General features: G+C 69.6%; 23 protein-coding genes. 9 read left to right on the top strand and 14 right to left on the bottom strand.

Annotation, left to right across the window (positions count from 1 at the left end):
- Positions 1-949: 949 nt before the first annotated feature.
- Positions 950-1741, bottom strand: a complete 792-nt coding sequence (locus AOK17_RS15185; protein WP_055612981.1) for an SDR family NAD(P)-dependent oxidoreductase — start codon at positions 1739-1741, stop codon at positions 950-952.
- A 72-nt stretch (positions 1742-1813) separates the two neighbouring features.
- On the opposite strand from AOK17_RS15185, the gene AOK17_RS15180 reads away from it, so the two are divergent.
- The 3 genes from AOK17_RS15180 to AOK17_RS15170 all read left to right on the top strand — a co-directional run bounded on the left by AOK17_RS15180 (position 1814) and on the right by AOK17_RS15170 (position 3907).
- Entirely contained in the window at positions 1814-2269 is a 456-nt protein-coding gene (locus AOK17_RS15180) for a MarR family winged helix-turn-helix transcriptional regulator (protein WP_055612980.1), read from the top strand.
- 89 nt (positions 2270-2358) lie between these two features.
- Positions 2359-2814, top strand: a complete 456-nt coding sequence (locus AOK17_RS15175; RefSeq protein WP_107102399.1) for a MarR family winged helix-turn-helix transcriptional regulator — start codon at positions 2359-2361, stop codon at positions 2812-2814.
- 118 nt (positions 2815-2932) lie between these two features.
- On the top strand, positions 2933-3907 hold the full coding sequence (locus AOK17_RS15170) for an Lrp/AsnC family transcriptional regulator (protein WP_055612979.1): 975 nt from the start codon (positions 2933-2935) through the stop codon (positions 3905-3907).
- Positions 3908-4109: 202 nt separating this feature from the next.
- Here AOK17_RS15170 and AOK17_RS48450 read toward each other — a convergent pair whose 3' ends face one another.
- Positions 4110-6536 (bottom strand): MFS transporter, encoded by a 2427-nt coding sequence (locus tag AOK17_RS48450; protein WP_245697167.1) that lies wholly within the window; start codon positions 6534-6536, stop codon positions 4110-4112.
- 419 nt (positions 6537-6955) lie between these two features.
- On the opposite strand from AOK17_RS48450, the gene AOK17_RS15160 reads away from it, so the two are divergent.
- The 4 genes from AOK17_RS15160 (at position 6956) to AOK17_RS15145 (ending at position 10798) form a co-directional block, all read left to right on the top strand.
- Positions 6956-7894 (top strand): ABC transporter ATP-binding protein, encoded by a 939-nt coding sequence (locus tag AOK17_RS15160; protein ID WP_055612978.1) that lies wholly within the window; start codon positions 6956-6958, stop codon positions 7892-7894.
- Positions 7891-8745 (top strand): ABC transporter permease, encoded by an 855-nt coding sequence (locus AOK17_RS15155; RefSeq protein ID WP_063997221.1) that lies wholly within the window; start codon positions 7891-7893, stop codon positions 8743-8745. Before AOK17_RS15160 ends, AOK17_RS15155 begins: the two co-directional genes overlap by 4 nt.
- A 122-nt stretch (positions 8746-8867) precedes the next feature.
- Entirely contained in the window at positions 8868-10136 is a 1269-nt protein-coding gene (locus tag AOK17_RS15150) for a sensor histidine kinase (protein ID WP_055612977.1), read from the top strand.
- A complete protein-coding gene (locus AOK17_RS15145; protein WP_055612976.1) occupies positions 10133-10798 on the top strand; it encodes a response regulator in 666 nt (221 codons plus the stop codon). Before AOK17_RS15150 ends, AOK17_RS15145 begins: the two co-directional genes overlap by 4 nt.
- 207 nt (positions 10799-11005) lie before the next feature.
- Here AOK17_RS15145 and AOK17_RS15140 read toward each other — a convergent pair whose 3' ends face one another.
- Genes AOK17_RS15140 through AOK17_RS15130 form a run of 3 tightly spaced genes read right to left on the bottom strand, consistent with a single transcriptional unit; the run spans position 11006 to position 14818 of the window.
- On the bottom strand, positions 11006-13195 hold the full coding sequence (locus tag AOK17_RS15140; protein WP_055612975.1) for a xanthine dehydrogenase family protein molybdopterin-binding subunit: 2190 nt from the start codon (positions 13193-13195) through the stop codon (positions 11006-11008).
- Entirely contained in the window at positions 13192-14172 is a 981-nt protein-coding gene (locus AOK17_RS15135; protein WP_055612974.1) for an FAD binding domain-containing protein, read from the bottom strand. The genes AOK17_RS15140 and AOK17_RS15135 overlap by 4 nt, the downstream gene beginning before the upstream one ends.
- A 4-nt stretch (positions 14173-14176) precedes the next feature.
- Positions 14177-14818: a (2Fe-2S)-binding protein gene (locus AOK17_RS15130; protein WP_055612973.1), complete on the bottom strand. Its 642-nt coding sequence runs from the start codon at positions 14816-14818 to the stop codon at positions 14177-14179.
- Between the two features lie 659 nt (positions 14819-15477).
- Here AOK17_RS15130 and AOK17_RS15120 point away from each other — a divergent pair.
- Entirely contained in the window at positions 15478-16107 is a 630-nt protein-coding gene (locus AOK17_RS15120) for a TetR/AcrR family transcriptional regulator (protein WP_055612971.1), read from the top strand.
- Between the two features lie 44 nt (positions 16108-16151).
- On the opposite strand, the gene AOK17_RS15115 is transcribed toward AOK17_RS15120, so the two are convergent.
- From AOK17_RS15115 to AOK17_RS15085, 7 genes are all read right to left on the bottom strand, one after another.
- Positions 16152-17036 (bottom strand): SDR family oxidoreductase, encoded by an 885-nt coding sequence (locus AOK17_RS15115; protein ID WP_055612970.1) that lies wholly within the window; start codon positions 17034-17036, stop codon positions 16152-16154.
- A gap of 67 nt (positions 17037-17103) precedes the next feature.
- Positions 17104-18204, bottom strand: coding sequence for an alcohol dehydrogenase catalytic domain-containing protein (locus AOK17_RS15110; protein WP_055612969.1), 1101 nt, complete (start codon positions 18202-18204; stop codon positions 17104-17106).
- Positions 18201-19193, bottom strand: coding sequence for a cupin domain-containing protein (locus tag AOK17_RS15105; protein ID WP_055612968.1), 993 nt, complete (start codon positions 19191-19193; stop codon positions 18201-18203). The genes AOK17_RS15110 and AOK17_RS15105 overlap by 4 nt, the downstream gene beginning before the upstream one ends.
- A gap of 119 nt (positions 19194-19312) precedes the next feature.
- Positions 19313-20056 (bottom strand): methyltransferase domain-containing protein, encoded by a 744-nt coding sequence (locus AOK17_RS15100; RefSeq protein ID WP_055612967.1) that lies wholly within the window; start codon positions 20054-20056, stop codon positions 19313-19315.
- Between the two features lie 110 nt (positions 20057-20166).
- Positions 20167-21006 (bottom strand): fumarylacetoacetate hydrolase family protein, encoded by an 840-nt coding sequence (locus AOK17_RS15095; RefSeq protein WP_055612966.1) that lies wholly within the window; start codon positions 21004-21006, stop codon positions 20167-20169.
- Positions 21003-21650, bottom strand: a complete 648-nt coding sequence (locus AOK17_RS15090) for a VOC family protein (protein ID WP_157881332.1) — start codon at positions 21648-21650, stop codon at positions 21003-21005. The genes AOK17_RS15095 and AOK17_RS15090 overlap by 4 nt, the downstream gene beginning before the upstream one ends.
- Before the next feature lie 20 nt (positions 21651-21670).
- Positions 21671-22078, bottom strand: a complete 408-nt coding sequence (locus AOK17_RS15085; protein WP_055612964.1) for a nuclear transport factor 2 family protein — start codon at positions 22076-22078, stop codon at positions 21671-21673.
- A gap of 203 nt (positions 22079-22281) precedes the next feature.
- Between AOK17_RS15085 and AOK17_RS15080 the strand changes: the two genes are divergently transcribed.
- A complete protein-coding gene (locus AOK17_RS15080; protein ID WP_063997220.1) occupies positions 22282-23982 on the top strand; it encodes an FAD-dependent monooxygenase in 1701 nt (566 codons plus the stop codon).
- 56 nt (positions 23983-24038) lie between these two features.
- Here the strand turns inward: AOK17_RS15080 and AOK17_RS52220 are convergent, their stop codons facing one another.
- Positions 24039-24617, bottom strand: a complete 579-nt coding sequence (locus AOK17_RS52220) for a TetR/AcrR family transcriptional regulator (protein WP_055612963.1) — start codon at positions 24615-24617, stop codon at positions 24039-24041.
- Between the two features lie 259 nt (positions 24618-24876).
- Complete coding sequence (locus tag AOK17_RS15070; RefSeq protein WP_055612962.1) at positions 24877-25809, bottom strand: quinone oxidoreductase family protein; 933 nt, start codon at positions 25807-25809, stop codon at positions 24877-24879.
- Positions 25810-25872 lie beyond the last annotated feature (63 nt).

Raw genomic sequence — 25872 nt, 5'->3', positions numbered from 1 at the left:
TGCGCAGCAGGGGATACGCCCCCGCGACGACCTGACGCCGGCGACGCTCCCGTGCGGCAGGGGCATTGGGTACCGCGGCCGGTTCTCGGCGGCGATGTCGGGCACGACTCTGTCCAGCGACCGCCGGTTCAGGTCGACGACCCAGACCACCTCCCCCAGCTCACCGACAGCGGGATCGAGTACCGCCTCCCACACAGCGCCCTCGTCCAGCTCGGCGTCCCCCACCAACGAGAACTGCCGCCCGGTACCCACGTCGCCGACCGTGGCGTTGACACAGCGCCGCGAGAGCGCCCCCCAGATCGGTGCGGTCGCGCCTATGCCGACGGACCCGGTCGAGTAGTCGACCGGGTCCGGATCCTTGGACCTGCTCGGATAGCTCTGCAGGCCGCCGAACTCGCGCAGCCTCGGCAGACAGGACGAGTCCAGCTCGCCCAGCAGGTAGTTGATCGCGTGCAGCACGGGCGATGCGTGCGGTTTCACCGACAACCGGCCCTGCGGCCGCAGATGCCGGAACCAGAGCGCCGTCATGATCGACACTATGGACGCCGACGAGGCCTGATGCCCGCCCACCTTGAGTCCCGAGGGGTTCGCACGGACGCGGTTCGCGTGGTGGGTGGTCGCCGATGACAGCCAGAGCACCCTGCTTTCCACCTCGCGCAGAACGCCGAAGTCGTCCTGGGTGTCGGGCGGCGTGGTTACCGGGCTGCTCATGACTGACCAACTCCTGCGGTCGGCGGCGACTTCGGAGAGGCCACCTGACCATCAGCGCGTGAGCGGTCCACTCAGCCGCTCTTGAACGGGAGCCAAGTTAGTTATGAGGCATTGATCCAGTCAACACTCAGGACAAGGGCGTGGAATCTACCGTCCCCCTCATGACTCAGCGCCAAGAGTTGAGGTACTCTCGCCGGGCGGGCAGGAAGCGATCACCTGCCCGCCGACCATGACTGCCCTAAGCGCGCGGAGCCGCGTAGCGAGCCGCGAGTGCCGACTGGTTGCCGCCCGAGACGAAAGCGGCCTCCGCGGCGAGCAGGGCATCCAGGGCGGCGTCCTGCCCCTCCAGACCGGGGGCGCAGACGGTCTCCCCCAGGCGCAGCCCGGCCAGGCTGGCCGACGCCACATCCTCGGGCGTCATCGCCCAGGGGATGTTGTGGCCGGCGCCGCTGTTCCACTCCGTTGCCACCACGCCGGGGCACAGCACCTGGACGCGGAGCGGGGTGTCGGCGAGTTCACTGGCGAGGGTGCGGGTGAAACCCAGGGTGGCGGCCTTCGCGGCGACGTACAGGGTGCGCCGGGGTGCTCGCGCATCCGTGAAACCCGCACTGAAGGCGAGAAGCGAGGCGACGGTGACGATGGCGCCTTCTCCTGCCGCGAGCATTCCGGGAAGTGCGGCGTGCACCAGCCGGACGGGAGCGACGGCGTTGAGCGTGAGCAGGCGGTCGATGTCGGCCGACTCGACGTCGGTGAGCGGGGCGTAGCCGCCGGCGCCGGCGTTGCTGATCAGCGTGCGTACGTCCCCGGTGGCCAGGCGGTCGGTGACAGCGGTGATCCCGTCGTGGGTCATGAGGTCGGCGGGCAGCACCTCGACGGCTGCCCCACGGGCGCGGAGTTCCTCGGCGAGGTCGGCGAGCCGGTCGGCGCGTCGCGCCACCAGGACGAGGTCGTGGTCGTCGGCCAGGAGCCGGGCGTAGGCGGCGCCGATGCCGGAGGAGGCGCCAGTGATCAAAGCAATGGTACGAGTCATGGGATCAGTGTCGTTCAAACGCTGGAGCACTGTCAAACACTTGATGGTCGTGAAGTGTCATATCCTTCTCCGGTGATACGAAACAATGAGGAGCTCGTCGAGCCCAACGCTCTTGACCGGGTGACCTGGGCGTTGCGCCGCGCAGAACTGGCTGTACAGGCACTCAAGGAGCAGCGGCTGCGCCCGCTGGGCCTGGCGGCCTCGCACTACACCCTCCTGATGTCGGTGCACTCCGACCCTGGTCTGACCGGCGCAGAACTGGCCCGTCGCCTCAACGTAACCCCGCAGGCCGTCGCCTCACTGGTGGCCCGCCTGGAGAGCCGCGGGCAGCTCGAGAGACGCGAGCACCCGCGCCACCGGCATGTACAGGAGCTGCACCTCACCGATGCCGGGCGCGAGGTCCTGCGCGCGGCCGACAAAGTGATCGCCGGCATCGAGCTGCAGATCACCGGCGGTCTCGGCCCGCAGGAGAGCGCCCAACTGCGGGGGCTGCTCGACCGGGTGGCCGAGACGGTTCGCGAGGACTGAGCCGCGGCAGTCCCTCAAACGGGCCAGTGCTCAGGTAGTTGGTCACGATCAGGTGTTTGACATATGCCCAGGTGTCGTATTCTCGCCGCGTGAGACACGATGATGACGGGCTGATCGCTGCCGACGCACTGGACCGGGTGACCTGGGCGATGCGGCGGGCGGAGTGGGCTGCCCAGGCCTGGAAGGACCAGCGGCTGCGACCGCTGGGTCTCGCGGCCGCGCAGTACACCCTGTTGATCAACATCCATTCCGATCCCGGTCTGACCGGCGCGGAACTGGCCCGCCGCCTGAACGTCACCCCGCAGGCAGTGGCCTCCCAGGTGGCCCGCCTGGAAGAACGTGGCCACCTGGAACGCCGACCGCACCCGCGCCACCGCCACGTGCAGGAGCTGCACCTCACCGACGCCGGCCGCGAGGTCCTGCGTGATGCCGATGCCGTGATCGTGGAGATCGAACAGCAGATCGCCGAGAAGCTCGGTCCCGAGAAGACCTCACAGCTGAGGGCACTCCTCGATGAGGTGGCTGACGCGGTCCGGGCGCCTTGACCGGTCCCGTTCCAGAGGGGAAGCGGGCCCGTGCCCGGCTGCGCCGAGCGCGCTGATCACCGCCCGTGCTGTTCCGCGCTTCCAGCGGCGCGTTCCGCCCCTGACCGAAGGAGAACCGGTGGGCGCCCCCACACTCGATTCCCTCGACCTCCAGATCATGCAAGCGCTGCAGCTCGACGGGCGCGCCCCGTTCAGCCGTATCGCGGCCGTCCTCGGTGTCTCCGACCAGACCGTCGCCCGGCGGTACCGACGGCTGCGCAGCACCGTCAACGTGCGGGTGCTCGGCATGACGGACGAGAACCGTCTCGGCCGCCAGAGCTGGCTCGTACGAATGCGCTGCACCCCGGATGTGGCGGAACAGCTCGCGGAGGCACTCGCCAAGCGCCCGGACACGCTCTACGTGAATCTCATCTCCGGTGGCACCGAGGTCGTCTGCGGCATGAAACCACGCAGCCGCAAGGAGCGGGACGAGCTGCTCTTCGATCGGCTCCAGCGCACCCGGCAGATCGTCACGGTGACCGCCCACTGCCTGCTGCACTCCTTCTACGGCGGCCCGCTCAGCCGGCTGAACAAGTCCAACGCGCTCACCCCCGGCCAGGAGGCCGCTCTGCGACTGCCGCCTCCGGTGTCGCCGGATGCACCCGTCACTCTGGACGCGGCCGACAAGGCGCTGCTCGCGACGGTCCGCCGCGACGGCCGGGCCACCCTCACCGACCTGCAGAAAGCCACCGACCAGTCGGAGTCCGCGGTCAAACGGCGGCTCGAAACCCTGCTCTCCACCGGCGTGCTGTACTTCGACGTGCAGTACGATCACGGGCCTCTCGGGCAGGACGTCGGCGCCATGCTCTGGCTCACCGTGGCACCTCACGCGCTCGCCGAGGTCGGCCGCAGCCTCGCCGCACACCCTGAGGTGCACTTCGCGTCCGCCACCACGGGCCAGGCCAACATCGTCGCCACGGTCCACTTCCGGAGCCCCGACGACCTGTACACCTACCTGAGCGAGAAGATCGGTGCCCTCAGCGGCATCCAAGCGGTGGAGTCGGCGCTCATCCTGCGCCAGGTCAAGCAACTCACCTACGAACCGAACCGCTGACCCCGGCACGCGATCGCGCAGAGGTCGGCGTGTCGTGGTCCGGGCCCGCGGGAGTACGGGTCCCGGACCACGCGCGGGCGCCTTCCCGTCCCCACGGACGCGCCCCATACCGGTACCGGCCGCTCCATGCCCTCGCTGCGACCCGGTCCGGTACGTTCTGCGGCCCTGCCTCTCGGAAGGGCCCGCTGATCAGGTGGCCGGCTCAGCTCTCCGGATGAGCCAGCTCCAGGTCGAGCTCACGTCCCGGCCCGTCCACGACTATCGGCGCGGCAACCGGCGGATAGCCGCCTGCGATCACCGAGTAGTCGCCCGCGTCCAGGTCGGCGAAGGCATAGCCACCGTCGGCCCCGGTGGTCGCCGTGCCGATCACGTTGCCCGCCTTGTCCACGAGCGTGACTCGCGCGTCGGTCAACGGCCGGCGATCGGCGCCCGCCCGCACGGTGCCCCGAAGTACCGCCCCCGGCCACAACGCCACGTCCAGACGGGCGAGTCGAGGGCCGAACACCCGCACCGGGAGCGCGGCGGGCCGGAATCCCGCCGCGTTCACGATCACCGTGACATCGCCCTGCGGGAGCTCTCCGAACGCGAACGCACCTGCCGCGTCGGTCGTTTCGGCGGCCAGTGCCTCTCCCCGCGCGTCCGTCACCGCCACCGTCGCACCCTGCACGGGCGCCCCGTCCCCGGCGGTGACCACCGTGCCGGCCAACCCGCTGTTCGCGGACAGCAGGACATCGTGCGACAACGGCTCCTCCCCCACCACCACGGTGGACGCCTGCGGCTGGTGGCCCTCCGCCGCCGCGATCAGCACGTACGATCCCGCGCTCGGTGCGTCCAGACGGTAGCGTCCTCCGGGACGCGCCACAGCACGGCCCAGCTGTCGCCCGCCCAGTGAGATCAGCGTCAGCGTGGCTCCCTCGACGGCGTCCCCGCCCGTCTCGAGTGCCCGGCCGTACAGGGCGGGACCCCGTCCACCGTCAGGGACGAACGTGTCACCGCCGGCTGCGGAGCCGACCGCGCCCAGCCGCTGCTCAGGCCCGCCCGACCGCCCCCCGGCACGGGCACCGACCAGCACCGGCTCCGTCTCCAACTCGGACTCGATGGGGAGCCCGGCGTCCTCGGATGCCACCTGATCCGCAGAGCCGGCGACAGGTGCCATGGTGCGCCGCGGAGTCCGCAGCAGTACCGCGCCGACGAGTGCGGCGACCAGGGCCAGACATGCGGCCACGATCAGGCACAGGTAGAGGCCGTCGAGGAAGGCCTCACCCAACGCGCCCATGGCCCGGCCGGTGTCCTGGCCGAGGTTCACGCGGGCCGCCGCTCCCAGACCTCCCGCGTCCACGGCGTCGGTGATCCGGTGGGCCACCGCCCCGGTGAGGCCGACGTCGCGCAGGTGGCCGGGCAGGGTGTCGGCGCTCTTCGTCGTCAGCAGGGTGCCCAGCACGGCCGGGCCGAGAACAGCGCCGACCTGCCGGAAGGCGTTATTGCCCGCCGCCGCCATACCGGCCAGGTGGTGCGGCACCGCCGCGACCGCCGTGGCGGTCATCGGGGTGATCACCAGGCCCAGACCGAGACCGAGCAGGGCCAGCCGCCAGGCCAGCGGGCCGAAGCCGGTCCCGGCGTCGATCGCGGTCAGGGAGAACAGCGACCCCGCGGTGATCAGCAGGCCGGTCGTGATCATGAATCGGGGCGGGATCCGGTGCATGAGGCGGCCCGCCAGTGCTCCCACGACCAGGGACATCACGCTGACGACCAGCAGCCGGTAGCCCGCATGCAGGGTGTCGAGGCGCTGCACCATGCCGAGGTAGAGACTGAGGACGAAGAAGAAACCGATCAGCCCCAGGAACGTGATCATGGCGATCAGGGCCGTAGCGCTGAAGGCCGCGCTACGGAAGAGCGACAGGTCGAGCATCGGGCCGGCGCTGCGCAGCTCGGCCAGGACGAAGGCGATGGCGCCGACCACGGCCAGTGACAGGGCCGCGATCACCCGACCCTCGGTGAACGACGCGGCACCGCCCTCGATGACGCCGTAGACCAGCGCGCTGATCGTCACCGCCGCGGTGATCTGGCCGGGCCAGTCCAGCCGACGCTCACCGGGCGCGCGGGAGTCCGTCACCAGGGGCGCCGCGACCGCCAGGGTGATGACCGCTACCGGTATGGCCGGCAGGAAGATCCAGCGCCAGGTGGTGTGGTCGAGGATCACACCGGCGATCAAGGGGCCGACAGCCAGCGCGGCCATGAGAGACGCCGCCCAGAGTCCGACGAACGTGCCACGTTTGCGCGGGTCGGGTACGGCATGACTGATCAGCGCCAGCGTCGACGGCAGCAACGCGGCCGCGCCCAGCCCGGCGCACGCCTGACCGACCCACAGAACCTCGATCGACTGCGCCGACAGTGCGATCACGGCTCCCGCGCCTGCCAGCGCGAGTCCTGTCAGGTACACCTTCTTGCGGCCGTGTACGTCTCCGAAGACCCCGGCGGTCAGGATGAAAGCGGCCATGGGGAGCTGGAACGCGGACGAGACCCAGGTCAGTTGGGAGGTCGACGCGTGCAACGCGCTCTGGATGGTGGGCAGGCTCACCGAGACGGTGGTCACCGGCAGATAGGCGACGAACATCCCGAGACAGGCCATGACCAGTGTGGCCACCTGCCGTTCTCGTGGCTCGTTCACCGATGGAGCGACGTTCACGAAACTCTCCCTTGTGGCGCGGCGGGGCCGCACTCTGCTGACACGTCGACACCTTCCGGCCACTCCTGCCTCCCGAGCCAGCCACAGCCGCCAGAACCCGGAAAACCGACATCCGGAGCGGCCTTGCGAGGGATTTCCGACGAGCCGACGGCTTCGGAACGCAGCGCGGGCAAGCGTTCGCCCTGGCTCCGGCCCTCCCAGGAATTTCGATCACAGTGGCCGACGACGAGCGTCACTCCAAGGTCGCTGCTGCCGACAGCCGCGTACCGCGGTCGTGGTACAGGCAGTGACCGCCGTAGGGCGACGCAAAGACCGACCCCGTTGCACGAGCCTTGAGGCCTGAAGCAACCCGGAGGTGGATTGTGATCGAGGTGAACAACCTCAGTAAGAGGTACGGGGACAAGCTCGCGGTCGACGCGCTGAGTTTCACCGTGCGTCCTGGAGTGGTGACCGGATTCCTCGGGCCCAATGGGGCGGGCAAGTCGACGACAATGCGGATGGTCATGGGGCTGGACCGGCCGTCGTCCGGAACCGTCCGCGTCAACGGCCGCGCCTACGAGCAGCACAAGGCCCCGCTGCAGGAGATCGGGGCACTGCTGGAGGCGAAGGCGATCCACCCTGGACGCTCGGCGTACAACCACCTGCTCGCGCTGGCCGCGAGCAACGGCATCGGCAAGCAGCGGGTGCTGGAAGTGATCGACATGGTCGGCCTGACGGAGGTGGCCCGCAAGCGGGCGGGCGGCTTCTCGCTGGGTATGGGGCAGCGGCTGGGCATCGCCTCGGCCCTGCTCGGCGACCCGCACATCGTCATGCTGGACGAGCCGGTGAACGGCCTCGACCCCGAAGGCGTGCTGTGGATCCGCAACCTCCTCAAAGACCTCGCGGACCAGGGACGGACCGTCTTCGTCTCCTCCCATCTGATGACCGAGATGGCGTTGATCGCCGAGGACCTCATCGTGATCGGGCGCGGCCGGCTGCTGTCCGCGGGCCCGCTCGCCGACTTCATCGCCCAGTCCGCCGGCAGGAGCGTGCGGGTGCAGTCACCGCAGGCCGCGTCCCTGCGTGACCTTCTGCTGGGGGACGGCGTCTCGGTCAGCAGCAGCCGGACCGGCGTGCTGGACGTCCAGGGGCTGGAGGCCTCCGAGATCGGTGAACGCGCCGCGGCCGCCGGGCTGGTACTGCACGAGTTGTTCGTTCAGGAGGCGTCGCTGGAGGAGGCGTTCATGGAGCTGACCCGCGACTCCGTCGAATACCACGCCACCACCGCCGAGTTCGCCACCGCCGGAAGGACGAACCGATGAGCACCACCGCCCTCGACACCCAGGACGCACAGGACTCACGGAAGACGACCGGGACCGCCGGTCGGCACGCGGGCGGTCAGCAGGTCACCTTTCCACGGGTCGTCCACATGGAATGGATCAAGCTACGGTCGCTGCGCTCGACTCTCTACACGCTGGCGATCACCGTGGCCCTGGTCATCGGCTTCGGCCTGCTGTTCAGCAGCGTGGTCGGTTCGGGAGACGGCCCGGGAGAGGATGATTTCGGTGACCCGACCTCGATCAGCCTGGGCGGGGTGATGCTCGCCGCGCTGGCCGTCGCGGTGCTCGGGGTGCTGATGAGCGCCGGCGAATACGCCACCGGATCCATCCGCGCCACGCTGGCCGCGGTCCCCTCACGCCTGCCGGTGCTGTGGGGCAAGGTGACCGTCTTCGCCGTGGTGAGCTTCGCCCTCATGCTCGTCGCGGTCCTGGGGGCCTTCCTGGCCGGTCAGTCGGTCATGTCCTCCCGCGGTCTGGACACCACCTCGCTGTCCGATCCAGGAGTGTTCCGGGCGCTGGCCGGTGCGGCGATCTACCTCACCGGAGCCGGTCTGATCGGACTGGCGGTCGGCGTCCTGCTGCGCAACACCGCCGGCGCGATCACCCTCGTGGTGGGCTCACTGTTCGTGGTGCCCGGCCTGATCCAGCTGCTCCCGAGCAGCTGGAACGACGCCATCGGCCCCTACCTGCCGTCGAACGCCGCGAACGCGGTCATGACGGTGCGGACGGCCAGTGACTCGCTGTCACCCGGGTCCGGGCTCGCGGTGTTCGCCGGCTACATCGTCGTGCTCCTGGCCGGCGCGGCCGTACTGTTCAAGCGACGCGACGCGTGACGCCGGTTGCCGCAGTTACACCGTCCACCCGCTCGTAGGCCTTCAAGCGTGAGGACAGGCGGCCGTATCTGTCCGAAACCAAGGATCTGCACTGAGGATCTGTACTAAGGAACGGTGAAGCCGTGATCGGACCGGCGTCGCTGCAACGGGTAACCGGCGCTCACCCGCGCCTGCTGGATGCCACCCTCGCCACCCTCGTGGGCGGTATCGGCCTGCTGCCCCTGCTGTTCGGACGGTGGCCCGACGGCGTACAGCCGTCGGGCGCCGACGCCGTCGCCGCGGCGGCCGCGTTCCTGCTTCTGCTGGCCCGCCGCCGGGCCCCGCTGCCCGTCCTGGCGCTGACAGTGCTCGGGGAGGTGGCCTTCACCGTCCTCGCGTCGTATCCGTCGCGGGTGCTGAAGGTCGCCGCGTTGATCGCGGTCTACACCGTGGCCCGAACGGTCCGTCGGCGGATCGCCTTGATCGCCGTCTCGTGCACGGCCCTCTCCCTGTACGCAGTCATCACCTATGCGACGGATTCGGCCGCCGGCCCGGAGGCCGGCGCCGTGTTCGCCTGGACCGGGATGTTCGCCGCCGTCGGGGCCACCGTACGCACCTGGCACGACTACGCCGCCGCGATGGAGGAACGAGCGCTGCGGGCGGAGGCGAGTAAGGAAGAAGAGGCACGCCGCCGGGTCGCCGAGGAGCGGCTGCGCATCGCGCGGGAACTCCACGACGTGATCGCCCACCACATCGCGCTGATCACCATTCAGGCAGGGGTCGCCGGTCACTTCCTGCGAGGCCGGCCCGATCAGGCCGAGGTGGCGCTCGGTCACATCCGTGACGCCGGCCGCACGGTCCTGGACGAACTGGGCCCGCTGCTGCACGTACTGCGCCAGTCCGGGGACGACAAGGCGGACGAGACGCAACCGACCGAGCCTGTGCCCGGCCTGTCCCGCCTCGGAGGGCTTCTCGAATCGCTGACCGCCGCCGGGCTGAGCATCCGCCAGCGGCAGGCCGGCCACCCACGCCCCCTCCCGACCGCCATCGACCTGACCGCCTACCGCGTCGTCCAGGAGGGGCTGACCAACGCACACAAGCACGGCCCGACCTCCGAGGCGGACCTGCTCGTCGACTACGGGCCCGACGAACTGCGCATCCGGATCACCAACCCCCTGGACTCCGGACCGTACCCGGCGGCCGCGACGGGCACCGGACACGGGCTGACGGGCATGCGCGAGCGAGCCCACGCGGTCGGTGGCAGCCTCCATGCCGGTGCAGACACCGACGGTCATTTCTGTCTCGTCGTGCGTCTACCGCTGCCCCCGGCCGGACCACCGTCCGACACTCGCACGTCACAGTGGCCGGGCACGGCCCTGCCCGCGACCGCCGCCGATGGGAGGCAGGGATGACCGTCCGCGTTCTGCTCGCCGACGACCAGGCCCTCGTACGCTCCAGCTTCCGCATGCTCATCGAGTCGGAGCCGGACCTGGAGGTCGTCGGAGAGGCGGCGACGGGTGCAGAGGCGGTCGCGCTGGCCCGCAGCACCCGTGCCGACGTCGTACTGATGGACATCCGGATGCCGGACATGGACGGCCTCGCCGCCACGCGTGCCATCTCCGCGGACGAAGACCTCGCGGGCGTCCGGGTGCTGATCCTGACGACCTTCGAAGCCGACGAGCACGTCTTCCACGCGCTGCGCGCCGGGGCCAGCGGGTTCCTCGGAAAGGGCGTGGAGCTCTCCTACCTTCTCGACGCCATCCGGCTGGTCGCCCGCGGAGAGGCGCTGCTGTCCCCCAGGGCGACCAGGACACTCATCTCCCACTACCTCGCCTCACCCGACATGACGAGCACTCCGACCCCGGCGCTGACGGCCCTGACCGACCGCGAGCGCCAAGTGCTCCACTTCGTGGCCGCCGGACTCTCCAACGACGCCATCGCCGAACAGCTCCACATCTCGCCATCGACCGCCAAGACCCACGTGAACCGCATCATGACCAAGCTCGGCGTCCGCGACCGCGCCCAACTCGTCGTGATCGCCTACCAGAACGGCTACGCCCACCCCGGCGCATGACCGACCGCACACCACTCGGTACGCGGGATGCCCGTCGGCTGTGCTGCCTGACAGCGTGCGGGGTGACTTGTGAGGGGTCCGCCGCCGCATCCTGGGGGAGAGGACGTGGCGACGGACCGTGCCCGGCGGTGCGGCATCGCAGGCCGCCGGACGCTTGGGAGCCCCGATGGCCGGGTGGCCGGTTGGGCGCACCGGCCACCCGGAGGCTCAGAGCAGTGCTTCGGCGGTGATGGGCAGTTCGCGGATGCGGCGGCCGGTGGCGTTGAAGACTGCGTTGGCTATGGCGGGTGCCACTCCGACGATGACGATCTCACCGAGTCCCTTGACGCCGATCGGGTCGGCTTCGTAGTCCTCACCCTCGATGTAGATGGCTTTCATGTCGGGCATGTCGGCGTGTGTCGGCACGAGGTAGTCGGCAAGGTTGGCGTTGACGATCCGGCCGTCGCGGTGGTCGGTGACCGTGTGCTCCAGGAGGGCATGACCGATACCGCCGACCATGGCCCCGATGGCCTGACTGTCCGCGAGCCTCGGGTTGATGATCCGGGCGGCGTCGTACACGCCGACCATGCGCCGGACCCGTACCAGGCCGAGACGGGCGTCGACGGCGACTTCCGCGAAGGTCGCGGCGTAGGCGTAGAAGGAGAACTTCTCCGACTCCGGCGCCCCGGCGTACGAGCCCATCGCTTCGAGGTGGGTGCGGTTGTTGCGGGCCAGAAGGCGCTGGTACGTCTCCCCGCGGGTGGGCTCGTCCTTCACAAACAGCCGGCCGCCTCGTACGACGATGTCTGCGGCGTCGGCCCCGTACAGCGGTGAGTCCTCGTCCTTGACCGCGAGCGTGATCGCCTGCTTGCGCAGCTTGTCGCACCCGTCCTGAACGGCGGAGCCGACACTGGCCATGGTCTGGGAGCCCGCGTGGACGGGGGCCGGGGGCATGAGGGAGTCGCCGAGCCGGAACGTCACCTGACGCATGGTCAGGCCGAGGGCGTCGGCAGCGACCTGGGTCATGGAGGTCGCGGTGCCGGGACCCATGTCGCTGGTCGCGGACTGCACCAGGGCGGTGCCGTCGGCGTCGAGCCTGACCGAGGCCTGGGCCGCGCTGCGCTGGGTGTCGTAGACACCGGCGGCCATCCCCATACCGATGAGCCAGTCACCGTCACGCGTCGAGCGGGGCTTGGGGTTGCGCCGGTGCCAGCCGAACTCGCGGGCGCCCGCGCGGTAGCAGTCACGCAGGCGACGGGTGGAGAACGGCAGATTGGTCGACTCGTCGTCGGCGGGTTCGTTGCGCAGCCGCAACTCGATCGGGTCCAGGCCCAGTTCGTGGGCGAGTTCGTCCATCGCCGACTCGACGGGGAAGGCGCCGCTGGCGTAGCCGGGGCCGCGCATGAACCACGGCGTACTCACGTCCAGCGGGACATGACGGTAGGCCTGACGGACGTTGGGTGTGCTGTAGAGCATCCGGCCGGGTTCCAGGACGTGTTCGCTGTGCCGTTCGTAGCGGGAGCTCTCGGTGCGGATGTCGTGCGCCGACGCGGTCAGGCGGCCCTGCCGGTTGCCGCCGAGGCTCAGGTCGTACTCGTATGCGGGCCGAAATCCCACGCCGAAGTACAACTGCCTTCGCGTGAGGACGAGTTTCACGGGGCGTTTCACTTCGCGGGCGGCCAGGGCCGCGGTGACGGCGTGCACGTAGGTACGGGCGGCGCTGCCGAAGGCCCCGCCGACGAACGGCGAGATGACGCGGACGTTGCCGGGCGGGATGCCGAACTCACCGGCCAGAGTGCGCACGGCGCCCACCACGTTCTGGGTCTTCTCCCAGACGGTCAGCCGGTCACCGTCCCAGTGGGCGACGGTGGCGTGCGGCTCCATCGGATTGTGGTGGTTGCGGGCCATCCGGTACGTCAGGTCCAGCCGGACCGGGGCGGATTCCAGGGCTGCTTCGGCGTCGCCACGTGCATAGGTCTCGGGGTCGTCGGCGGGTTCGGCGACGCTGATGTCGGTCGAGACGGACTCGGCATCGTAGGAGACCCGCACCAGGCTCGCGGCGTGCTGTGCACTCTCCAGCGTAGTCGCCACCACGACCGCGACCGGCTGACCGAAGAACCGGACCCGGTCGTCCTGGAAGGCACGCAGCCGCTGGCCCGGCGGGAATCCCCCCTGGACGGGCGGCAGCTTGGGCGCGTTGAGGTGACTGATCACCTTCAGGACGCCGGCTTCGGCTTCGGCGGCACGGGCATCGATGCCGGTGACACGGCCCCGGCCGACGCTGCTCTCGACAAGAACCGCGTGCACGACCCCGTCGGGGCTGTTGTCGGCGGCGTACTTCGCTTTGCCGGTCACCCTCAGCCGTGCGTCGACCCGGGGCTCCGCCGCACCGACGGCTGCCTGCGGCTGCGGGCTCATTTGGTGCCTCCTACGGTGCTCAGCTGGCGTTCGACGGTGCGTTTGAGCAGCTCGACCTTGAAACGGTTGTGCGCAAGGGGGCGGGCCCCGACGCCCGCTTGCTGCGCGGCGGCAGCCCACAACGACGCCGAGGGACGCTCACCCACGAGATGCAACTCGACGGCGGGCAGCTTCCACGGCACCGTGCCCACTCCCCCGGCGGCCACCTTCGCCTCCTGGATCACGCCACCGCGCACGTGCAGTGCGACGGCGGCCGACGTGAGCGCGAACTCGTACGACTGCCGGTCGCGCACCTTCAAGTAGCCGGACTTCAGAGGGCGCGGAAGGGCCGGGATCTCGACCGCCGTGATCAACTCGCCCTGCCGGAGGGCCTGTTCGCGCTGTGGGGTGCTGCCCGGCTGCAGCAGGAAGTCGGTGAAGGCGACACGGCGTTCGCCGTCCGGGCCCAGCAGGTGCACCGTCGCTTCCAGCGCGGCGAAGGCGACGGCGACGTCGGAGGGGTGGGTGGCCACGCAGTCGTCGGAGGTGCCGAGGATCGCGTGGGTGCGGTTGAAGCCTTCCCGCGCCGCGCAGCCCGAGCCGGGGTCGCGCTTGTTGCAGTCGGCGCTCACGTCGCGGAAGTAGGTGCAGCGGGTGCGCTGCATGATGTTGCCGCCGATGGTGGCCATGTTCCGCAGCTGGGCGGATGCGCTCAGCTCCAGCGCCTGGGAGATGACCGGGTAGAGGGTGCGGACCTTGGGGTGGGCGGCGGCCTCGGACATCCGCACGAGTGCGCCGACGCGCAGGCCCCCTCGCTCGGTGACGGTGACCTCGCGCAGCGGCAGCGCGCTGATGTCGACGAGCGTGTCGGGGTGTTCGACGGTCTCCCGCATGAGGTCGACGAGCGTGGTGCCGCCTGCGATGTAACGCCCGCCGCGCCGACCGGCGTTGAGTGCCTCTCGCGTGTCCGCGGCCTTGGTGTAGGTGAAGGGATACATGGGATCAGCCCTTCCGGCCGGCGGCCTGCTCGACCGCGCGCTCGATCTTCAGGTAGCAGCCGCAGCGGCAGAGGTTGCCGCTCATCCACTCCCGGATCTCCTCCGGCGAACCGGTGTGACCCTCCTGGATGCACCCGGCACCGGACACGATCTGCCCCGGCGTGCAGAAGCCGCACTGGAAGGCGTCCTGGTCGATGAACGCCTGCTGCAGCGGGTGGAGCCGGTCGCCCTTGGCCAGGCCCTCGATCGTGGTGACCTCGGCGCCTTCCAGACGCACGGCCAGCGTCAGACAGGAGTTGACCCGGCGTCCGTCGACCAGGACCGTGCAGGCGCCGCAGGCACCGGCGTTGCAGCCCTTCTTCGAACCGGTCAGGTCGAGATGCTCGCGCAGCAGGTCGAGGAGCGAGGTGCGGTTGTCGACCGTGACGGTGCGCCGGACACCGTTGACCGTCAAGGCGACACGGCTGCCAGGTGGCGCCTCGACGCCGTCCGCTTCCTCGGCGAGCGCGGGCGACCCTGCGACCAGGTCGCCGACCACGGCGGCCCCGCCTACAGCCGTGGTCGTGGCGATGAAGGTACGCCGGGTGGGCGCGGATGGGGACTCGACGGGAGGAGTCTGGGCTTGGACGGGATGTTCGGCGGACATGTCCACTCTCCCTCAATGGGGTGCGGGTCGATGGGGCGGCGGGTGATCGTCGGGGGCTCAGACATGGCCGTGCCGTTCCGCGAAGGCGCGCCCGTTGCTCAGGCCGACTGCTGTTTCCTCGTACCGGTGGGAAGACTGGTTGGCACCGGAGGTAAGACCGACAGCCGGATGGGGCAGGCCGTCAGGCGCGGCGGTCAAGGGCTGGGCGCAGGCGGCACCGCCGGCCGAAGAGCCGTCGGTGATCAGGGCCAGGGTCCGGAGCACAGGTCTAGCATTAACCTCCTGATGACTACCAAGCAAGCGTTTATGCATCAAGCATCTTTACACTCACACGACTCTTTGCTCCTATGCAGTTCCGCTACAGGGACACGCGACGGCCGCTCGTGCGGCGTCGATCGCCCGTCGGATCGAATCGGAGACGGCCTCGCCGCTCTCCCCGGACGACAAGGACGCCATTCACCGGCTGCTCCACCGCTCGGTCGAGGAACTGAACCCCGACGCCCTTGCCGTCGGCAGTCGATCGTTGAACTAGCCCCGGACAGCAGAAAAACCTGGGACACAGGTCACCAGGCACAGGTGAGCGCCGCTCTGCAGACGCAGTCCCGACGCGGCCCGAGCCACGTACATCGGCGCACCGCGAACGAAAGGAGCGGGATGCCATGAGCAGTGCCGAGAGCCGTCCGCCATCGTACGGATCCACCCGCGGTCGTCCCCGCAGCGAAGCCGTGGAACAGGCCATCCTGGATGGGGTGATGCAACTCCTGGAGGACGGCGTTCCGCTGGCCGATGTCTCCATCGAACGCATCGCTCGCTCCGCCGGTGTCGGCAAGGCCGCCATCTACCGGCGCTGGAGCGACAAGGAGGATCTGTTCGTCGACGTCATGTGGGCCGCCGAGCCCGCGGAGCCCGAGCTCCCCGGCACCTCGATGCGCGACGACCTGGTCGTGCTGCTGGAGTCGCTGCGCCAACGCGCCCTGGTCAGCGGCCTGTCAGCGATCCTGCACAACGCGCACGCCCAGATGAGGAGCAGCCCGAAACTATGGGCCGCCTACCATTCCGGCGTGATCACTCCCCGGCGTGACCTCGGCCTGGAGGTCCTCCGCCGAGGCCGGACGAACGGGGAACTTCGTACGGACGTCGACCTGGAACTGGCTGTCGAAATGTTCGTCGGCCCCCTGCTCACCCGGGCGTTCATACGCCACGACCCCGACCTCCCGGACGGACTGGCCGAACAGATCGTCGACACCGTCCTCCACGGCCTACGGCCCGTCAGCTCCGCGAGCGCTTGACTGCCGTCACGGTTGGCGGGCGATCGTGGGCACGATGCGGGGTCTCAGGGGACGTCGAACGCGGCGGTCGCTTCCTCGAAGGACGCGGGTTCGTGGCCGAGCAGCATCCGCAGGACGTTGCTGTTGCCGTGCAGGCCGTGCCGGTCGTAGTCCTGCCACATGGCCCGCATGTCGGGGCCCCGGGACGGATCGTCCGCCACTCCTGGCGGGAGCGGCGCCTTTGCCCAGTCGACCGTCCGCGCCTCGAGCTGCACGCCTCGTGCACGCCCCGCGATGCGCAGGGCCTCGGCCGGCGTGGTGGTGGGTCCCGCCAGTTCGTAGGTCGCCGAGGCGTGGCCCTGCTCGGACAGCACCTTGACGCCGACCTCGGCGAGCTCACGCAAGTCGATGAAGGAGAACCGGTGATTGACGTCGAACGGCACGTCGACCTGCCCGGCGGGAGCCCTCCCCCACGTCGACAGGACGATCTGAGCGAACATCGATGGCTGGAGGATCGTCCAGTCCAGGTCCGAACCCCGCACGGCGGCCTCGGCGTTGGCCTTGCGCAGGTGGTGACGGAGCCCGGGAGTGTGCGGGTGGAGGACGGACAGGTACACGAACCGGCGCGCGCCCGCGTTCTCGGCCGCCTCCAGCGCCCTGATCGCGAAGATGTCCTCCTCCGGGTGGAACGCCGGCGGGATCATGAACACGGAGTCGGCGCCCTTCACCGCCCGGCGGACGGAGTCGGGCTCCGCGAGATCGGCCTCGACGATCTCGTCGGCGCCCAGGGCGGCCACCCGTGCACGGCCCGCCGGCCCGTGCACCACCGCACGGACCCGGAACGGAGCCCGCCGCGCCGCCTCCAACAGGTAGCTGCCACAGAGCCCGCCCGCCCCGATCACCGCGAGCAGGGGCGGCCCTTCGCTGCGTACGGCTTCCGTTTCGGACACTTTCCGGTTTCCTCTCGCTGGATCCTCGATGGCTTCGCTGCACACGATGACGGACTCGTGCCCAGGATCAGGGATTGATCACGGGCATCCACATGGGTTCGTCACGGCGTTGGACAGCGTCGACGGCCCCCATCGCATCGCTGAGCGGGAACCGATGGGTGATGAGCTCGTCAGCGGTGAGCGCACCGGTCTCCAGCAGGCGCAGGACCTCCAGCGCGTCGTTGCGGGTACAGGCGCGGGTCCCGACGAACCGCCACATGTTCATCATGAGTGCCATCGGTGACTGCTGCAGCGGCGTCATATTGCCTCCCATGTGCACCAGTGCGCCGCCGGTCGCGACCCCGGCCATGGCCTGACCGGTGACCGGCCCGTCGGGGACGTAGTCGAGGACCGCGTGTGCTCCGCCGGGTGCCAGTTCACGCAGCCTGCCGGCGAGCGCGCCGGTGGTCGCCCAGTCGTCGGGGAGTTCGTCCAGGGCGACGACGCTGGTCGGGATGCCACCGGACAGCCCGGCGACGGCCTTGAGCCGGTCTCTGTGGCGGCCGACGAGGATGAGGTCGGCGACACCGAAGTGCTTCGCGAGCTTGACCGTCGCGCTGCCCATGGCACCGGTCGCGGCGGTGACGACGATCGTGGATCCCATCGGCAGCTCGGCCCACTTGAGTGCGCGTACCGCGTTGCCCATGGTGAGGACCTTGGCGGCGATGTCGAAGCCGACGGATTCCGGCAGCGGGTCGACCAGCCAGTACGGGATGCGTACGTATTCGGCGAGCACGCCGTTGTGGTACTCGTCGTAGAGGGGCATCGAGGAGTCGTTGAAGGCGGCGTAGCCCATCATGGACTGCTGCGAGCACATCATGTCGCGGTCGGTACGGCAGTAGATGCAGGTACGGCAGTTCAGGAGGGTGTGCGCCCTGACCCGGTCACCGATACGGACGCCGGTGGCGTCGCTGCCGACGGCGGCGATGGTGCCGGCGGCCTCGAAGCCGAGGGTGGTCGGCAGATGCTTGAACGCGCCCATTTTGAGCAGGCGCATGATCCCCGGCGCCAGGCCGGCGGAGGCGACCCGCACGACGACGTCCATCGGACCGGGCTCGGGAACGGGGATGTCCTCCAGGACCAGGGTGCTGGCGTCGCGATGGGCGCGCAGGGCAAGCATCGTGGTCATGAGTGGACCTCCGTGGTGAGGGCCGCGAGCCGTTCGGGCGAGTACCGGTCGGCGGTACGGGAGGTCTTGGCGACCTGCGGCACCTCGCTGCGCGAGAGCAGGCTGACATAGTCGCCCGCCTCGGTCGCGACACTGGCGTACGAGATCCCGAGCGGGATGCGCACGAAGTCGCCGGGCTCGAGGTCGACCAGACCGTGCTGGGTGATCAGGGTGCGGTGGCCGTTGGCCTGGTACTGGATCTCGTCGGCGTCGAGGGTGCGGCGATAGCGGCGTTCACCACCGGGCACGGTGTTGACGAGGCCGATGCGGACGCGGTCGGTGCCGTACAGCCAGGTGGTGTCCTGGGAACGGTCGGGGCGCAGTACCTGTAGCCGACGGTCGTCATTGTGAACATGTTCGAGCAGCTGCTGTTCGTCGACCCCGAAGATGGTGATGTCGCGACCGGGTGTGCCCAGGTTCCAGCTGACGGCCTCGTTGGCCGGGGCGGGCTGCCAGCCGGGAAAGGGAGGGAACACCGCCTGGGACTCACGCTGGGCCGGCACCAGCTCGGCGACCGGCGCCGGGATGTAGAACAGCAGGTGGCTTGCGGCGCGGCCGTAGTTGTCGTGGGCCACGCCCCGGGGGATGCGGGAGAACTCGCCGGGCCGGTGCTCGACCACGCCGAGTTCGGTCATCAGGGTGCGCTCGCCGGCGATCTGGTAGGAGAGCTCGTCCACGTCGCAGTTGCGGTGATAGAAGGGCTGCCGGCCGTCCATCTTCTGCCACTCGACGCGGAGCTCGTCGTTCTCGTACACACCGCGCGGAGGGGCGAACGCCTCTGCCTGGTACTCCTGCGGGTAATGCACCATCGTCAGTGGCGGCTGCTCGTCCCACAGTTTCATGGGCACCTTGGACGGATGCGGTGGGGCCAGCAGCAGGTGCTCGTCGCGGACGACGCTCTGCAGCGGCTGGTCCGATGCCATGACCATGAGGTCCTCGTTGACACTCACGGCTACCTCCTCGTTCGGGGTGGCGTCGCTTGATGCGGCTCAGGTTGTCAGCCGATCCCGCTGCGGGAACTCGGCAGGATCGGGGTCTCTTCGGAACGATTTCGGTGCTGGCGACGCTGTTATTTCTTTCGTCCCCAGAACATCTCGATTCCGCGCCATTCCAGCAGCTGCGGACTGTCGACGGTGTCCCCGAATGCTTCGCGGACCTCTTCGCCGGACCAGTAGGGAATGTCTTCCACGGAGACCTGCTGAAACAGCTTGTCGAACCATTGCCGGAGATGGACGTCGGAGTTGATGCGTGCGGTGAACGTCGGCCCCTTCAGGACCGACTCGGCCAGCACGATGCGGCGGCCCGGTTTCATCACGCGCAGCAGGTCCCTGGCCGCCTCTTCCCAGTCGTCGCAGTGCTGGGTCGCCTGGAGCACCGCGACGCAGTCGTACTGCTCGTCGGCCTTCGAGTCGGCGTAGTCCCAGCGCCAGCAGCCGGTCTGGCCGTTCCGCCCGGGGAGCTTGCCCAGGACCGCCTTGCGCCCCTCGTGGATGATCTCCACCTCATCCACGACGCCGTCCGGTCCGACGATCTCCCGCATGTCTTCCACCCACCCCGCGGGGGCGATGCCCTCGCCGATGAGCAGGACCTTGTCTCCGGCGCGGAGTTCGAGGAGGCCATAGACGATTTCGGAGATCGGCCGGGCCAGCTCCCTCCAGATGTAGGGCAGCCCGCCGGCGATCGACACGGCGGTCCCCCACTTGTTCTGCAGGGTGCCGTCGTGGACTTCCTTCCCGAAGATTTCCTCGTCCCACGGCTGAATGTGGTCCCACGGGTTTCCGCCGCCGAAACTGCTCTTGGGATCGCTGGTCACCTGATTGCCTCCTACGACTGGGCCCTCGCACCTGCGATGGCCGCCAGAATTGACTATTGCCGACTTCCAGGACGCCACGGCTCCGGCATCCTCAGGGTGGCCTCCCCGCGTCAGGCGCAGGTGTTCGCGAGGGTGCCGATGCCCTCGATCTCGATCCGGACCTCGTCCCCGGACCGCAGGAACAGGCCTCGTTTGTGCCCCACTCCGGCCGGGGTTCCGGTGGCGATCACGTCGCCGGGTTCGAGGGTCGTCTGCCGCGACAGGTAGGAGACCAGCGCGGGAACCGGGTGAATGAGCTGGGAGGTACGCGCGTCCTGGCGGAGCTCGCCCGCGACCCAGGTACGCAGGTGCAGGTCACCAGGATCGGCGAACTCGTCGAGCGTGGCCAGGGCGGGGCCCATGGGGGTGAAGGTGTCGAAGCTCTTGGCCGCGGTGACGTTGGCAGCCCGGCCGGGAACGCGTCCCTTCTGGACATCGCGCGCGCTGACGTCGTTGCAGATCGTGAAGCCGGCGACGAACGAGTACGCGTCCGCTTCCGGCACGTCGGTGGCGCGCCTGCCGATGACGACCGCGAGTTCGCCTTCGTAGTCGACCTCGTCCGGGGCGGCCTTCGGGAAGCGGATCCGCTCTCCGGTGCCGATCACCGAGGACGGGGCCTTCAGGAAGATGACCGGGTCCTCCGCCGTGCCGGCGTACCCCACTTCCGTGCGGTGACCGGCGTACGCGTAACCCACCGCCCAGATCTTGGAGGGCCTGGGGACGGGCGCGGCGAGCTGGGCCTGGGCCATGGGTATCCGGTCGCGGACCGTGGCCGTGGCGATGGACGCGATGTCGAGTCCGGACTGCAGGGCCGCACCGAGGTCGGTCGCGTCGAGGTCGAGGAGGGCGACGGTCTCACCGTCGTCCTCCAGCCTGCCGATCCCCTTGGCCGTGCTGACGAGCCTGGTCACAGGGCCACCGCCTGGTTGTCGAGGCGCAGCAACTCGTCCTTGGGGTCACCGGCGCGGTAGCGGGCGACAAAGCGCTCGGCGTTGAGCTCCAGGCCGGAGGGGTTCGCCGCGAAGACGGGGCCGGACATGAAGGCCACCTCCTCCTCCGTGGTGGCGAAGTTGGCGCAGGAGAACTCGACGATGTTCCCGTCCGGGTCGCGGTAGTAGAAGCTGGTGGCCTGGCCGTGGTTGGCGGCACGGTGCGGGCGCGCACCCAGGGACGCCATGTGCTCGTACTGGGTGACCAGTTCACCGAGCGAGCCGACGCCGAACTGGAAGTGATGCAGGCCCGGCCCTGACGCGTCGGTCCCGATCAGGCTGTCGATGCCGAACAGCGCGAGGACCTGGCTGCCGTGCGGGGCGTCATGCACACGGAAGAAGCCCAGTCGGACATCGACCGCCCGTTCGGGCATCCCCGCGGGACGCGGCGGGGCGTCGGGGTCCGGGGTCCGCTCGTAGAACGGGCCGTGTCCCAGTACGTATGTGTAGAAGGCGGCCATGTCGTCGTAGCGGCCGGTCTTGAGTACGAGTTCGGCAATCTGCAGCGCGACGGCCTGTGTCTCGGTGGCCGCGGGGGCGGCCGTGCTCTGGGGGGTGGTCGTCATCGTGAGGGACTCCTTGTCCGTCAGACGGTGGGGTGCAGCGGCCTCGAAGTGCGGCGCGTGATCCGCCACTCTCCGCCGGAGTGGCGGAACCGGTGAACGGTGTTGAGGACGCGGTCCAGGACATAGGCGCCGTCGGGTTGCCGGACGTGCAGCAGGACCATGGCCTGCAGCTCGACCCGCTTGCGGCCACTTCCGTCGTCCTCGTCGTCATGACCGGTGACGACCTCGTTGGCGAGCACATGGACGGTCTGCCGTCCGGTGTCGGCCTCTCGCGCCTTGAGGAAGCCGAGTATCTCGTCCCGTCCGCGGAAGACCCGGCCGTGTGCCTCGAACTCGGCGTCGTCGGCGAACGCGCCGATCCCGGCGGTGGCCCGGCCGCTGTCGATGTCGCGGTGGTAGCTGACGACCAGGGCCCGACAGTGGCCCACAGCATCGCTTCGATCCGCCGGAGACACCACGACGTTCCCCTATCTCTTGAACTGGGGTCAAGCGTAACACCGCACCCACCTTGCCGAAAGATGCCTGATACATATCGCTCTTCCAAAGAACGGCCTGGACATGCGAGTCTGACTCAGGTTCAAGAGTTTGGGTCGCGATTGATCCAACCCGTGTTCAGGAAGGCAGGTCCCCTGTGTCTGACCGCAACGAAAGAGCCGAATCCCGGCGTGTCCTGGTCGTCGGGGCGGGCCCCGTGGGCCTCTCGCTCGCGATCGAGCTGGGGTGGCGCGGTGTGCCGGTGACGGTGATCGACCAAGGCGACGGCCGCGTGCCCTTCCCGGCGGGCGAGGCGATCTTCTCCCGCACCATGGAACACCTTCGGCGCTGGGGCTGTGCGGAGGAGGCGCGCGCGGAGTCGGCACCCCCCACGGACTATCCGCACCGCACGGTGTTCGCCACGTCAGTGACGGGACACGTACTCGCCGAATTCGATTACGGTGTCACGAACCGGTCTCCCGGCGTGTACGGCCCGCTGACGCCGGAGGGTCCCGCGTTCCTGTCCAAGTTCTCGTTCCTGCCGTTGCTCGAACGGACGGCGCGAGGTCTGCCCTCGGTGGAGATCAGGTTCGCCACGCGCCTGGAGACGTTCGAGCAGGACTCCGACGGTGTCCTCGCCGTGGTGCGTGACCTGGAGAGCGGCGCCTCCGAGACACTGGCCGGCGCGTACCTCGTGGCCTGTGACGGGGGCCGCAGCAGCGTACGGCGGACGCTGGGCGTCGAGTTCGAGGGCATGTTCGCGCAGGGCCAGAACTTCGCGGTGCACTTCCGTGCGCCGCAACTGGCGGCCCTGCTCCGGGAGCGGTTGGGCGGCCCGGCGGTGCAGATCCACACACTGTCGTCGGCGCGCAGGCCGTACATCACCGTGGTCAACGGCGTGGACGAGTGGCGGCTCTCGGTCTACCTGGAGCAAGAGCCGGAGCCCGGGGACGCGGTCGCCTGGGTGCAGGAAGCCGTAGGTGCGCCCATCGACGTGGAGATACTCGCCGCCCAGCCCTGGAGCGGGCACTGCGTCGTGGCCCGCAGCTACCGCGCGGGGCGGGTGTTCCTCGCGGGTGACTCGGCGCATCTGCTGTGGCCCAAGGGAGGCTTCGGTGCCAACACCGGGATCGGCGACGCCGTCGACCTCGGCTGGAAGCTCGCCGCGGTCCTTCAGGGCTGGGCGGCCCCCGCACTGCTCGACAGCTACGAGTCGGAGCGGCGGCCGATCGCCGTCCGCAATGTCACGGAGGCTTCGAGCAACTGGCGGTCCGACTCCGAGCTCGCACCCGACGCCGCACTCGGGCGCGCGGACGCGGAGGGCGACCGGGTCCGCGGTGAGATGGGCGAGATGATCCGCCGGTCGAGGGGCAAGGAGTTCCGCTGCACGGGCATCCAGCTCGGATACCGCTACAGCGGCTCCCCGATCTGCGTGCCGGACGGTACTCCGGAGCCGCCCGACGAGCCGGACGACTACGTCCCGTCGACCTGGCCCGGTTGCCGCGCACCGCACGTATGGCTGCCCGACGGCGGCTCGGTGCTCGACCACTTCGGCCGCGGGTTCGTGCTCGTGGTCTCGGGGCCGGCGGACCCGTCCGCGCTGGTGGAGGCCGCACACCATCGTGGCGTGCCGCTGACGGTGCTGCGCCTCACCGATCCGGCCGCGGCGAGGCTCTACGAGAGGCCGCTGGTGCTGGTCCGCCCCGACGGGCATGTCGGGTGGCGGGGCGAGCAGGCCCCGGCCGACCCCGGGGCTGTACTCGACCGGCTGCGCGGGGCGGAGGCCGGGAATCCGGCCACGGATTCGGTCATGGAGACGCGGGCGGTGTCGGCGGGAGTCGCCACCGGCCAACTCTGACCACTCGCCAACTCCGGCCGTCGCGACTCCAGCCCGCCGCGATCAACGGTCAGCGGTCACGCCCTCTTGACCGGTGAACGCCCGGCCAGGACGGACTCCAACAGGAAGCGGAGCATCTCGTGTGCCGGTCGGTTCCGGTCATTGGGCACGTGCGCGCCTTCGAACACGGTGACCACGGTGTCGCGGAGGAGCGTGGCATCGATGTCGGGGTCGCCGTCGAGGCCGTGTTCAGCCATGACCTCGTCGACCAGTCCGACGATCCAGCCCAGGAAGGTGTTGTGGGCGGCCCGAACCGCCTCCGAATGCGGAAGCCGGTCGTGCATGGCCTGGTGCAGCGGCCGGGAATAGCGCATGTCGGACAGCCCCCGCACCAGCCGGCTCAGTGGGTCGGCGCCCGCCTGCTCCGCACTGAGGGTACGGATCTCGCGGCTGAGCATCCGGTCCATCACCGCGGCGAAGATGTCGTCCTTCGAGTCGAAGTACCAGTACACGTTGCCCCTGGCCACCCCGGCGGCGGCACTGATGTCCGCCATCGTGGTCTTGTCGTACCCCTTGGCGAGGAAAAGCTCGGTGGCCGCGGCCAGCAGATCACCTGCCCGCTCTTCACGGGGGATCTGTTGGCGGTTCCGCGGCATTCCGGGCTCCTCTGATGTGTTCAGCTCGTCTCAACTGAGTGTAGTCAGCGAACTGAACCGGCCTGACGGCAATGAAGCGTTCTTGCCGAAAGAGCGGCGGCACGACGGTGCCGGGCATCCCGGAAGCCTGCGAGATGGCTGTATGGCGTAGACATGACTGTGTCCCCCCACCTGTGGCGGGGGGACACAGTCGTCTCGGTCTGCCGACCGGTACTTCGGCGTCCGTGAGGTCGTCGGCCGAAAGCACGGTCCCGTCGAGTCAGGGCACCAGGACGATTTTCCCGCTGGTGCGACCGGTCATGACCTGGCGATGGGCGGCAGCGGCTTCGTGAAGCGGGTAGCTGCCGGCGATCAGGACGTTCAGCCGCCCCGCCTCCGCGGCCTCGGTGAGCCGCAGTCGGGCGGCAGCCCGGACCTCCGTGCCCGGATCCGCGCCGGGCCCGCCACCGAGCAGCTTGATGCCGGCCTGGGCCCCGCGCGCGAACCCCGCGATGGTGGCGATGCGGGAACGGTCCGCCACGAGTTCCACGGAGACGTCCACCGCCTCGTCGGTGCCCACCAGGTCGGCCGCCGCGTGGACACCGTCCGGCGCTGCCGCGCGTACCCGGTCGGCCAGACCGGGCCCGTACGCGATCGGAATCGCCCCCAGGTCGCGCAGCATGTCGTGCTTGCCGGGGCTTGCCGTTCCCACGACGGTGGCGCCGCCCGCCACCGCCAGCTGCACGGCCATCAGGCCGACTCCTCCGGCGGCACCATGGATCAGCACCGACTCGTCCTTGCCCAGACCGATCGCATCGAGAACGTGTGCGGCGGTGACGCCGACGACCATCAGGCCGGCGGCCTGCTCCCAGGACAGCGCGGCGGGCTTCGGCACCACCGACGAGGCCGGGACGACGAGTTCGGCGGCGTACGCGCCGGGCGCACGATAGGCGATCACCTCGTCGCCGACCTCGACCGGACCTGCGGGGCCGTTCGCGTGGGCGCCCACCGCGGTCACCACACCCGCCGCCTCGGCGCCGAGCCTCATCGGCAGCTTCGCCGGATCGGTCCCGAAGGTGCCGTCGTACGTCTTGTGGTCGAAGGGGTTCACCCCGGCGGCGCGGACCGTGATGCGCACCTGGCCCGGCCCGGGGTCCGGGACGGCGACATCGATCACCGACAGCACCTCGGGATTTCCGTACGCACTCGCCACTACTACTTCACTCATGTCACCAACTCAGTTCCGAGGGACTCGTTCCCGCACAGTCGCAGTCGC

Source organism: Streptomyces phaeochromogenes (assembly GCF_001418655.1).
In the GTDB taxonomy this organism is placed as follows: domain Bacteria; phylum Actinomycetota; class Actinomycetes; order Streptomycetales; family Streptomycetaceae; genus Streptomyces; species Streptomyces phaeochromogenes.
The sequence above is the reverse complement of the archived record's forward strand: the minus strand, read 5'-3'. Positions and strand labels throughout refer to the sequence as shown.